The organism is Streptomyces sp. NPDC016851 (genome assembly GCF_055562795.1).
Window position 1 is genome coordinate 353,296 of record NZ_JBVHEP010000004.1, and the last position, 11,466, is coordinate 364,761.

Consider the following 11,466-nt stretch of genomic DNA (forward strand, 5'->3'; position numbering starts at 1 on the left):
CGATTCAGCAGTTCGAGGGATTTCGGGCCGTATCGCAGCCGAACGGTCACGGAGTGTGGTGGGGGCAAGTCCGGGAAATGCGCCGGAAAACCGGCTGCGGGCGCCCGTAGGCTGGAGGCATGACCGCGACGGGGGAAGACCATGTGACGGCCCGGGGAGGGCCGTGGTGGTGGGCCAGGCGGCGTAGTGCCGTGTTCGATGTGAGTCTGGCCGTGGTGTCCGCGCTGGAGTGCGGGGCGGAGGGCTTTCCGTTCGCCAGGGACGCGGGGATCCCGGTGGCCGCGGGGGTCGTTTTCGGTGTGCTGGCCGGGTCCGTGCTGCTCGTGCGGCGGCGGTGGCCGATCGCCGTCGTCCTGGTCTCGATCGCCATCACGCCCGCCCAGATGGGTTTCCTGATGGGCGTCGTCGGCCTCTACACCCTGGCCGCGGCCGAGCTGCCCCGGCGGATCATCGGCTCGCTGGCGGGGATGTCGCTGGTGGGGACGCTCATCGTGACGTTCGTGAAGACGCAGCAGGACACGGTGCGGGGCGATCTGGACCTGGGGGACTGGTTCGTGCCCTTCGCCGCCATCACGATGTCGCTGGGCTTCACGGCGCCCCCGGTGCTGCTGGGCCTGTACGTGGGGGCCCGGCGGCGGCTGATGGAGAGTCTGCGGGAGCGGGCGGACAGTCTGGAGCGGGAGCTTCAGCTGCTGGCCGAGCGGGCGGAGGAGCGGGCCGAGTGGGCCCGGAACGAGGAGCGGACGCGGATCGCCCGGGAGATGCACGATGTCGTCGCGCACCGGGTGAGTCTGATGGTGGTGCATGCGGCGGCGCTGCAGGCGGTGGCGCGGAAGGATCCCGAGAAGGCCGTCAGGAATGCCGCGCTGGTGGGGGACATGGGGCGGCAGGCGCTGACCGAGTTGCGGGAGATGCTCGGGGTGCTGCGCACTGGCGGGGACGTGCGGCGTGAGCGTGCCGCGTCGGTGCCGTTGGCGGCCGTGGGGGTGGCTGCCGCGGCGGCGGCTTCGCGGGCGGCCGATGACGAGGGGCCGTGTCTGGCGGAGATCGAGGAGCTGGTCGGGCAGTCGGCGGCCGCGGGGATGGTGGTCGATCTGACGGTGGAGGGGGACACCCGGTCGTATGCGCCGGAGGTGGAGCAGACGGCGTACCGGGTGGTGCAGGAGGCGTTGACGAACGTCCACAAGCACGCGGCCGGGGCGAAGACGTATGTGCGGCTGGCGCATCGGGTGTCGGAGATCGCGATGCAGGTGGAGAACGAGCCGCCGGAGGCGGCGGCGTCGTCGGCGCGGTTGCCGTCCGGGGGGAACGGGCTGGTGGGGATGAAGGAGCGGGTTGCCGCGCTGGGCGGGGTGTTCGTGTCCGGGCCGACGGACGCGGGGGGTTTTCGGGTGTCTGCGGTGATTCCGGCGTCGTAGCCGCCCTCGCGGCCTGGTGCGGCTGGGGTCAGCCCGCCGTCAGGCGGGTCGGTTCCGTGCCGGCGATGAGGGTGGTCAGGGCCTGGTCGATGTCGGGGCCGAGATACCAGTCGCCGGTGTGGTCGAGGGTGTAGACGCGGCCTTGGGTGTCGATGGCGAGGAGGGCCTGGCTGTCGGTTTCGGCGCCGAGGGGGCAGACCTCGGTGCCGAGGGCGCGGCCGAGGTCGCCGAGGGTGCGGGCCATGTGGAGGCCGTGCAGTGGGTCCAGGTGGAGGGTGGCGGGGGCGACCTGGCGGCCGGGGCCGGTGGGGGCGATGTGGAGTCCGCCGAATTCGGCCCAGGCCTCGACGGCCGCGGGGAAGACGGTGTGGCGGTGGCCGGCGGGTGAGGCGTGGTCGCGCAGGGCGTCGGCCCAGATCTCGGCCTGTTTGATGTCCCAGCGTCCGGGTTGCCAGCCGGCGGCGCGCAGGGCGGCGTCGACGGTTACGGCGAAGCGGGTGGTGGACGTGCGGTCGGTGTGCATCTGCCCTTCGTCTCGTCGAGGTCATGGGTGGCGGGCGCGGGGGTGCCGGTGGTGTTTTCGGTGTGCGTGGGGGCGTGTCAGCCGGTCGTGGCGGCCGGGTCGACTATGCGGACGCCGAAGTGGGCGCTGAGTGCGGTGCAGGCGCGGCAGGGGGTGGCGAAGCTGCCGTGGAGGGGGTCGCCGTCCTCGCGGATGCGGCGGGCGGTGAGTTTGGCCTGCTTGAGGGCTTTGCGGGCTTCGCCGTTGGTCATGGGTTTGCGGGCGGCGCGTTTGCTGCGGGCGGCGTCGGCGGCGGTGATGTGCCGGGAGATGAGGATGGTCTCCGCGCAGCGGCCGGTGAAGCGGTCGCGCTGGGCGCTGGTGAGGGTGTCCAGGAAGTCCTGGACGAGGGGGTGCAGTGCGGGGGGTGTGTCGCCGCGGGCGGCGGTGCCGGTGAGGGTGGCGCCGCGGACGGAGAGGGCGGCGGCGACGGTGGGGAGGATGCCGTCGCGGCGGTGGTGGAGGACGGGGGCGTGGGCGGCTTCGGTGGCGCTCCAGCCGATGCGGGGGTCGCCGCCTCTGGGGTCGCCGGTGCGCGGGTCGCCGTGTCGTGGGGCACCGGCCCGGGGGTCGCCGTGTCGTGGGTCGGCTGACCTGCCGGTGTGTGGTCCCGTCTGTGTCGCGTTCATGATCGTATTCCCCTCCGTGCATCCCCCCGGGGGTCACAGACTGCCAAATGGCGTGGCTGGTGCGGAAGCTGGGGCGCGGTGACACGCCCGTACCGGGGCGTGCCGTCACGGTGGGGTGACGGCTGGTCACGGAGGCGGAGGGGCGGTCGACCGGTGCCGGTGACCGGTGTCGTCGTACCGCATAGGCTGTCGGCACCGCGGGCGATGCGGTGATCCGTTCGGAGATCGATGTGGTGAACCGGAGGGTGATCCGTGAGGTGGGCGCGTGCGGTGACGTGCACCGAGGTGCACGGCAGTTGAGACAGAAGACGTGACAGTCCATACGGGCCGTAGTGCACCAAAGGTGGTGATTACGGGTCGTACAGAGTGCCGCAGGGGGCAACCGCCATGACGACAGGTCGGCTCGGGCAGCAAGCCGCGCCGCCGAACGCGGCCTACGCCGGGCAGGTCGTGCATTTCCCGGATCCGGTCCGGGCGGCGCGTCACCCGAGAGGGGTACGGGTCGACGAGCGTGGTTACCCCGACTTCTCGCCCTACGCGCGTGCGGCCGCGGAGATCGCGGAGCCGCCGGAGGGTTTCGGCGTGGACGAGTTGCGGCTGACGGACTACGTGTCGGCGAACATGGCGCTGGCGTCGTCCGGGCACGAGTTGTGGGACACGGTGCCGGCGGTGGCGACGCCGCACGGCTGGACGTGGCACCACGCGGTGGGCACGCGGCGGCTGGAGCTGGTGCCGGTCGAGGTGAAGGCGTTGCTGCGGCACCACGGCGGTGTGGCGACGTCGGGCGTCGACCAGTCCAAGCGGGGCACGCGGCCGTTGCAGGAGACGCGTCCGGCGCACTTCGGGCTGCCGAAGTCGGGCGTGGCGGTGACGGAGTCGCAGGTGCAGGGGGCCGAGGAGGACCTCGGCTACCGGCTGCCGGGGCCGTACCGGTCGTTCCTGAAGGCGGCGGGGGGTTGTGCGCCGGTGGGTGCCGCGCTGGACGCGGAGCTGGGGCTGCTGATCGACCAGCCGTTCTTCACCGTGCGGGACGAGGCGGCCGTGAACGACCTGGTGTACGTCAACAAGTGTCTGCGTGACCATCTGACCAAGGACTACCTGTGTGTCGGGTTCGTCCAGGGCGGGCTGCTGGCCGTGAAGGTGAAGGGCGAGCGGATCGGTTCGGTGTGGTTCTGCGCGTACGACGACGTCCGGGACGTGGATCCCTCGCTGCCGCCGGCGGAGCGGGTGGAGCGGCTGCTGCTGCCGTGCGGGGACGACTTCGACGTCTTCCTGTCGCGGCTGGCCGGTGATCCGCCGGAGTTGGAGACGGTGGCGAATCTGATGGTGGACGGCGGGTTCGCGCGTGTGGTGCCGGTGGGTGCGGTGTCGTCCTCGGCCGTGGGGGAGTGACTTCAGCGATGGTGACGTTCGCGCAGGCGCAGGAGCGCGCGGAAGAGTGGATCAACGGGGATGTGCCGTCGTACCAGCATCGTGAGGTGCGGGTGCGGGAGTTCGACCTCGGGTTCGTGGTGTGGGCCGAGGACCGGGCGGACGGGCCGCGGTCCGACGGTGGCGCGCAGCGGCTGGTGATCGCGCGGGACAGCGGTGAGGCGACGCTGTGGCCGGGGCTGCCGGTGGGTGAGGTGATCCGCCGGTACGAGGAGGAGTACGGCCGTCCGGACACGGCGGAGGAGCCGGCGCCGGCTCCTGCGGCCCGGGTGGATCTGAACCAGACGTCGTTCCTGCTGACTCCGCCGGAGTGGTTGCAGGACGCGGCGGACAAGCTGGGGATTCCGGATCGGCGGGGGGCTGGTACGCAGGGGGGTGCGGGCGCGGGTGCCGCGTCGGCTGCTGCTTCTGCTGGTGCCGGGGCTGGTGATTCCGGTTCTGGTGCCTCCTGGCCCGCTGCCGTGGGGAGCGACTCGGGGAGTGACTCTGGGGCGGGGGCGCCGGGTACGCCTGCCGGGGCGACGCCCTGGGCCGGTACGGACACCAACGGCGATGCCGGTGACGACCGTTCCGTACCGCTGCCCGCGACGGTCTTCGCACCGCCGCTGAGCGAGCCCGAGGGTGACACGCCTCCGCCGCCGTCGACGCCCGACGCCAAGACGGCGCTGATGTCGGGCGGCAGTCAGCTTCCGCCGACGGCGGTGTCGCCGGCGATCGACGAGCCGAACGCGCAGGGCGGTCCGGGTGCGGGTCCGGGTGCGACTGGACCTGCCGGACCTGCGGGTTCCGCCGGTCCCGCCGGTGCGCCGCAGCCGCCGGCCGGGCCGGGTACGCCCGCGCGGCCGCTCGCTCCGAACGCAGGCGACATCGCCGACGCCGCGACCAGCAAGGCGACTCCGCCGCCGGGTCGTGGACGGGGCTCGGGTCCGACGACGCCGCCTCCGCCGGGCGCTCCCGGGACGCCGGGTGCGCGGCCGGGCAGTACGCCTCCGCCGTCGGGGCCCGGTGCGCCGGGCACGCCCGCGGGTGGTTACGTGCCGACGCAGCTTGTGTCGGCGCTTGGGCCGGAGGGGCCTGCGGGGCCTGGGGCGCCTGGGGCGCCTGGGGCGCCTGGGGGCCCCGGCAGCGAGGGCGCCGGTGCGCCGCTGCCTCCCCAGCAGCCGCCGGGGTCTCCTGGTGCGCCGCAGCCTCCTGGTGCTCCGAACCAGCCTGGCGCCCCGCAGCCTCCTGGTGCTCCGAATCGTCCCGGCGCTCCCGGTGGTACGCCCCCGGGCGGTGTCCACCATGCCGCGACGATGCTGGCCGACCCCGGTCGGGGCGCCCCGGGCGCACCGCAGCCGCCCGGGCCTCCTGCTCCTCCGCGCGCGCCTGGTGCACCGGGAGGGCCCGGTGGCCCTGGTGGCCCGGGTGGTCCGGGAGTCCCCCAGCCGCCTGGCGCGCCGGGTGCTCCCGGCGGCCCGGGTCCCGTGCACCACGCGGAGACCATGCTGGCCACGCCTCCGGCGGGTGGCCCCGGCGTGCCTCCGCCGCCGCAGGCCCCCGGCGCGCCCCCCGCCGCCCCGGGCGCCCCTGGCGTGCCCGGTGCGCCGCCGATGCCGCCGCCCGGTGGAATGCCGGGTGGGATGCCGGGTGCGGTGCCGCCCGGTGCGATGCCGCAGGGCGGGATGCCGCCCGGCCCCATGCCCCCGGGTGGGATGCCGCCCGGCGCGATGCCGCCGCCCGGTCAGCCCGCCCCCGGGCAGCCTCCGGCGTACGGCTATCCGCAGCAGCCCACCGGCCAGCCGACGGTCGGGCCCGGCTACCAGGCCGTGCTGCGCTACCGCGCGCAGGACGGGTCCGAGCAGCAGCTGATCCGGCGTTCGGCGCCGGGTACGCCGCACCCGGAGTGGCAGATCTTCCACGAGCTGCGGGCCATGAACGTGCCGCCGGACCAGGTGCTGGAGCTGCACACCGAGCTGGAGTCGTGCGAGCTGCCGGGTGCGTACTGCGCGCGGATGATCCGGGAGCAGTGGCCGCAGGCGCGGATCACGTCCATCGCGCCGTACGGTACGGACCACGCGAGCCGGCAGCAGGGCATGCAGCAACTGCTGGCCCACCAGGGCGAGTTGCACCAGGTGGCGGACGGTCCGGCGCGTCCGGCCCCGGTGCGGGCGCCGTTGCCGCCGGTGCAGGCCGTGCCGCCGATTCCGCCGGAGGCCATCGCGCAGGAGCTGGCGGGGGCGTTCGGGCCGGGGGTGTTCCGGTTCGAGCAGGCCGCCGTGTCCCGGCAGGGTGTGCCGCCGGTCGTGGCGCACACGCTGGTGGGGGCGGGCCTGCCGATGGACATGGGCCCCTTCTTCTGGGCGCAGGCGCAGCCGGGCCGGCCCGTGCCGACGCTGGCGGAGCTGGCGGCCGAGCGCGGTGTGCAGCCGGCCTCCGACGCGGGGTCCTACCTGGTGATGGGCAGCGACTTCGGCAAGGCGATCTGCGTGCAGTACGGCACGGCGAACATCGTCGCCGTGCCGGTGGAGGCGGGGCCGGGCGGGGCGCCCGTACCGCCGCAGTTCGTGAACACCGGGCTGCCGGAGTTCGCGCGCTGTCTGGCGCTGCTCGGGCGGATGTGGCGGCTGCGGTTCGGGCTGAACCAGGAGCAGGCGGGCCGTTGGACCGTCGACTTCCAGGCGCAGTTGGCCGCGCTCGACCCGGCGGCGCTCGGGTCGCCGGAGAGCTGGTGGTCGGTGCTGCTGGAGGAGATGTGGGACGGGCTGCTGTGAGACGTCGCCGCTGAGGTGTCCTGAGGCGTCCTGAGGAGCCGGGTCCGGTCGGTCGTGAGGCCGCCGGGCCCGGCTTTTTCATGCCGGCCTGTCACACATTCCCGCGCCGCTCCGTCAGTGAGGTGACAGCGAATCACCGCAGACGCAGGAGGCAGAGATCATGCAGGCACGGATGACCAACCCGGCGTACGTCCTTCCCGGTGCGATGAAGGGCATCGGCACCCTCTTCCAGGCGATCGGGGAGGGCGGGCTCCAGCAGGACGTGGCGGAGATCGTCGGGCTGCGGGCCAGTCAGATCAACGGCTGCGGGGCCTGCGTGCACGGGCACACCGACAACCTCCGCAAGGCCGGGGTGAGCGAGGAGCGCATCGCGGCCGTCGCCGCTTGGCGGCACGCGCCCTTCTTCTCGGACGCCGAGCGCGCCGCGCTGAAGCTGACGGAGGCGATGACGCGCCTGTCGGATCTGTCGGAGGAGTCGGTTCCGGACGCGCTGTGGGACGAGGTGGCCGACCACTTCGACGAGAAGGAGATCTCGGCGCTGATCCTCACCGTCGCGGTCACGAACCTCTTCAACCGCATCAACACGACCATCAAGGAGCCCGCGGGCACCACGTGGGGCTGACGGTCGTACGGCCGGGCCGGGGCCCATGACCTCTGGACCTCCGTGACCTCCGTGACCTGTGCGGAGTGTCGCGTCATGGGTACTTCCGCCTGATCCACCAAGATGTGCGCGAAATCATCCCATTTCGTGCTCGATCGCGCGTCGGCGTGGTGGAGAGGGGCCCGGCATGAGCAGCCCATCGGTGTCCCCGCACGGCTTCCTGGCCGTGCGGGGGCGCGGTTACCGTCCCGAGCAGGTCGACGAGTACGCCGAGGCCCTCTCCGAGGACCGTGACGCGGCCTGGGAGAGGGCGGCCCGGCTGACGGTGCTCGCCCGGCAGATGGACGCGGAGCTGGAGCGGCTGCGGGACGCCGTCGCGCGGCTGGTCCCGCAGACCTACGAGTCGCTCGGGGAGCGGGCGCGGCGGCTCTTCGACCTCGGCCGGGAGGAAGCGGCGGCCGTACGGGAAGGGGCGCGGCGGGAGGCGCGGGAACTCGTGGACGGGGCCTGCGCGTCCGCGGCCGGCGTGCGCGAGTCCGCGCAGGCGTACGCCGATGCCGTACGCGCCGAAGCCGACGAACGCGCCCGGCAGCGGCTGCTCGCGGCGCGCGCCGAAGCCGACGAGATCCGGGCCGCGGCCGGTCGTGAGGCGACCGAGCAGCGGGGCGAGGCGCTGGCCGCGCTGCGTGAGATGCGGGAGCGCACCTCCGGGATGCTGGCCGATCAGGCCAGGGAACACGCCGAGCGGTGGGAGAAGTGGGACGAGGACGACGCCGCCCGGGCCACCGCGCTGGAAGCCCGCCACGCGGAAGCGGTGACGCGCGCCGAGAGCGCGCTGACCGAGGCCGAGCAGGCCTTCGCCGACGCCGATGACGCCGCCCGGCACCAGCAGGACGAGGCGGCCGAGCGCGCCGCGGAGTTGCTCGCCGAGGCCCGCGGCCACGCGGAGTCCGTCGAGCAGGAGACGGAACGCGTGCTGCGCGAGCACGCCGAGCGCGGGGACGACGCGCGGGCCCACATCGACCGCGTCCACGCGAGCCTGACGGCGTGGGCGGGGCGGGCGGCGGCCGAGTGACGGGGTGATACGGCTCGGGGTCGGCGGGGGTTGATGGGACGTCGGGCGCCTGGGTGCTGCGCCTTCGTGTCGCCACCGCCTGCCCCAACCGCCGGCTGGCTCAACCTTCAGCGGCCGCCGCCTGCCCAAACTTCCAGCGACCGCCGCCGCCCGGCCCAACCTCCAGCGACCGCCGCCGGCGGCGGCACGGAACCACAGGCCGTCCGCCGCCGTGCCCTGCGTGTCAGCGGTCCCTGTGTCAGCGGTCCCTGCCCGTCAGCGGTCCCTGCGTACCGCGCCCGCCAGGATCCAGCCCTCCACCGCCTCGTACTCGTGGCGTTGTTCCTCCGACTTGCGGCGGCCGGAGGCCAGGGTGCCCAGCCAGCCGCAGGCGAAGCCCAGGGGGATGGAGAGCAGGCCGGTCGTGGTGAACGGGAACCAGTTGAAGTCGGCGTCAGGGAAGGCGGAGACGGGTGAGCCGGAGACCAGGTTGGTGCCCGGCATCAGCAGCAGGACCGCCAGCGAGCCGCCGATGAGGGTGCTCAGCAGGCCCGTTCGCGTGTAGCGGCGCCAGAAGAGGCTGTAGACCAGCGCGGGCGCGATGGCCGAGGCGCCCAGGCAGAACGACAGCGTCACCAGGGGCTGCAGGCTGCGATGCTGGACGAGGGTGGCCAGAAGGATCGCGGGGATGCCCACGGCCAGCGCCGACAGCCGCGCCAGGGTCATCTCGCGGCGCGGTGACATCTCCCGCACCCGGGCCGCGAACACGTCGTGCGCGAGGGAGTTGGCGCAGGCGAGGATCATCCCGGCGACCGAGGCGAGCAGCGTGAGGAAGACCGCCGTGGTGACGGTGGTGAACAGGAACGTCTCCGCCGACGACACGTCCGCACCGAACGCCGCCTGCGAACCCAGCAGGTACGCCGTGTTGCCCTGCGGGTCGACCTGCGCGATCACCGCCCGGCCGATCAGCGCGGTCGCGCCGAAGCCGACGACCGTGATGATCAGCACGAACAGGGCCACGCCCGACACCGCCCAGGACATCGAACGCCGCACCTGACGGGCGCTGGAGGCGGTGTACATGCGCATGGTGATGTGCGGCAGGACGCCGCCCCCGAGGACCACCGTCAACTGCGCGGTGATCATGTCCAGGTCGGGGCTGGGACCGCCCGCGAACTGCAGGCCCGAGGAGAGGAACGCCGAGCCCACGCCGCTCTTCGCGGCGGCCGCGTCGAACAGGGCCCCCGGGTCCCAGTCGAACCGGTTGAGGATCAGCACGGCGACCACCGTGCCGGAACCGAGCAGCATCACGATCTTCAGGATCTGGATGAGGGCGGTGCCCTTCATCCCGCCGATCGCCGCGTAACTGATCATCAGCGCGCCCACGCCGATGATGCAGCCCGTCTGCAACGACTCGCCGGAGAAGCCGAGGACGAACGCCATCAGCTGCCCCGTCCCCGCCAGCTGCACCACCATCAGCGGCAGCAGCGCCGCCAGGGTCACCCCACAGGCCGCGATCCGGACGCCGCGTCCCGGCATGCGGCGGGTCAGCGCGTCGCCCATGGTGAACCGGCCCGCGTTGCGCAGCGGTTCGGCCAGCAGGAACATCAGCAGCATCAGGGACAGCGCCGTACTGAGGGCCAGTACGGTCCCGTCGTAGCCGAACAGGGCGATCACGCCGCCCGTGCCGAGGACGGTCGCGGCGGAGATGTAGTCGCCGGCGATCGCCAGGCCGTTGCGCATGGGGGACAGGGAGCTGTAGCCGGTGTAGAACTCGTCGAGATCGTCCCGGTCCGGGCCCGTCATCACGCACAGCAGGAGCGTGATCGTGGCCACCGCCGTGAAGCCCACGAGCGACATCGCCTGGGCGTTCCCGCTGAACTCGGTGGTCACCGCGTTCCCTCCCGCCTGGCGTCCAGTTCGGCCTGCTTGCGTATCCGGTCGGCGATCGGGTCGACGCGGCGGCGGGCCGTCTGCTCGTACAGGACGATCGCGAGCCAGGTCACGGGGACCTGGACGAGCGCGAGCAGCAGGCCGGTGGGCAGGCCGTCGGTGACGGTGCTCGTCATGAAGGACGGGGCGAACGCCGACAGGAGCAGGAACAGGACGAAGTAGCCGAGCGCGGTGAGCGTGGCCACGCGCCGCTGCCAGCGGTAGGCGCTGCGCAGCACCCGCAGGTCGCTGTGGTGCCCGAGCGCGGCGTGGCGCTGGGGACGCCTGCCGGCCGGTTCGGGCTCCTGCTGCGGCACCCAGGGGTAGGTGTCGTAGGAGGGCGAGGAATCCGGCGGGCGGTACGGGTAGGACGGTGGCGGCGGGTCGTAGGACATCCCGGTGCTCCTTGCGCGGGTCGGTTCCGGTGCGGCGGACCGCAGGAGGTGGGGGGTGGGCGGCCACGCACGTTACTTCGGAGTACCCGGGCAGCGCGAGGGTTTCGGCAAACTGATTGGTCGGTATGCGCTTGCCTTTTTGACCTCGGGTGTTACCCGCGTTAACGCGGATTCTCGGGAGGTGCCGGCGGCGCGGAGGTCAAGTTCCGGCGCAGGTAACGGCGTCCGGGCCGGCCGGCCACGGTCGTGTCCCCGGTGCACGTGAAGCCGTTGCGGGCCAGGACCGTCATGGAGGCCCGGTTGTCCAGGGTGGTGACCGCGGTGAGGGAGGTCAGTCCGTAGTCGGTGGCGGCCAGGCGGCACACCTGGGCGACGGCCGCCGTCGCCACGCCCCGGCCCGCGGCGCGTTCGCCCACCCGGTAGCCGAGTTCGGCACTGCCGTCCACGAGGTCGAGCAGGTTGACCCGGCCGACCAGGTTTCCCTCGTCGTCCAGGACGACATGGAAGCGGCACGCGCCCGCGTCCTGTTCCGCGAGGAGTGCCCGGTGGCGTTCGGCGAATCCCTCGGCCGTGAAGTAGGCGTCCCCGCGGTCGGTCACCGTGCGGGCGAAGTACGCCCGGTTCTCGCGCTCGAAGGACAGTACGGCGTCCGCGTGATCGGGCCGGAGTAGTTCCAAGGTCAGCATGGGCGGGA

The 11,466-nt window shown here is 73.2% G+C and carries 10 protein-coding genes; 5 read left to right on the forward strand and 5 right to left on the reverse strand.

What is annotated here, in order from left to right; translation table 11 throughout:
• Nucleotides 1-119: 119 nt before the first annotated feature.
• Nucleotides 120-1,418: a sensor histidine kinase gene (locus ACZ3I3_RS09395; RefSeq protein WP_467363813.1), complete on the forward strand. Its 1,299-nt coding sequence runs from the start codon at nt 120-122 to the stop codon at nt 1,416-1,418.
• Between the two features lie 28 nt (nt 1,419-1,446).
• Here ACZ3I3_RS09395 and ACZ3I3_RS09400 read toward each other — a convergent pair whose 3' ends face one another.
• Entirely contained in the window at nt 1,447-1,941 is a 495-nt protein-coding gene (locus tag ACZ3I3_RS09400; RefSeq protein WP_467363815.1) for an SUKH-3 domain-containing protein, read from the reverse strand.
• 77 nt (nt 1,942-2,018) lie between these two features.
• Nucleotides 2,019-2,609, reverse strand: a complete 591-nt coding sequence (locus ACZ3I3_RS09405; protein ID WP_467363816.1) for a YwqJ-related putative deaminase — start codon at nt 2,607-2,609, stop codon at nt 2,019-2,021.
• 387 nt (nt 2,610-2,996) lie between these two features.
• On the opposite strand from ACZ3I3_RS09405, the gene ACZ3I3_RS09410 reads away from it, so the two are divergent.
• The 4 genes from ACZ3I3_RS09410 (at nt 2,997) to ACZ3I3_RS09425 (ending at nt 8,469) form a co-directional block, all read left to right on the forward strand.
• Nucleotides 2,997-4,001 (forward strand): SMI1/KNR4 family protein, encoded by a 1,005-nt coding sequence (locus ACZ3I3_RS09410; RefSeq protein ID WP_467363817.1) that lies wholly within the window; start codon nt 2,997-2,999, stop codon nt 3,999-4,001.
• A gap of 8 nt (nt 4,002-4,009) precedes the next feature.
• The gene (locus ACZ3I3_RS09415) at nt 4,010-6,793 is read left to right on the forward strand and encodes an SUKH-4 family immunity protein (protein WP_467363819.1); all 2,784 of its coding nucleotides are present in this window, start codon (nt 4,010-4,012) and stop codon (nt 6,791-6,793) included.
• Between the two features lie 160 nt (nt 6,794-6,953).
• On the forward strand, nt 6,954-7,415 hold the full coding sequence (locus ACZ3I3_RS09420) for a carboxymuconolactone decarboxylase family protein (protein WP_450170462.1): 462 nt from the start codon (nt 6,954-6,956) through the stop codon (nt 7,413-7,415).
• A gap of 166 nt (nt 7,416-7,581) precedes the next feature.
• Nucleotides 7,582-8,469 (forward strand): cellulose-binding protein, encoded by an 888-nt coding sequence (locus ACZ3I3_RS09425; RefSeq protein WP_467363822.1) that lies wholly within the window; start codon nt 7,582-7,584, stop codon nt 8,467-8,469.
• 255 nt (nt 8,470-8,724) lie between these two features.
• Here ACZ3I3_RS09425 and ACZ3I3_RS09430 read toward each other — a convergent pair whose 3' ends face one another.
• From ACZ3I3_RS09430 to ACZ3I3_RS09440, 3 genes are all read right to left on the reverse strand, one after another.
• Complete coding sequence (locus tag ACZ3I3_RS09430; protein WP_467363824.1) at nt 8,725-10,338, reverse strand: sodium/solute symporter; 1,614 nt, start codon at nt 10,336-10,338, stop codon at nt 8,725-8,727.
• On the reverse strand, nt 10,335-10,772 hold the full coding sequence (locus ACZ3I3_RS09435; protein ID WP_467363826.1) for a DUF485 domain-containing protein: 438 nt from the start codon (nt 10,770-10,772) through the stop codon (nt 10,335-10,337). The genes ACZ3I3_RS09430 and ACZ3I3_RS09435 overlap by 4 nt, the downstream gene beginning before the upstream one ends.
• A 161-nt stretch (nt 10,773-10,933) precedes the next feature.
• Entirely contained in the window at nt 10,934-11,458 is a 525-nt protein-coding gene (locus tag ACZ3I3_RS09440) for a GNAT family N-acetyltransferase (RefSeq protein ID WP_467363828.1), read from the reverse strand.
• Nucleotides 11,459-11,466 lie beyond the last annotated feature (8 nt).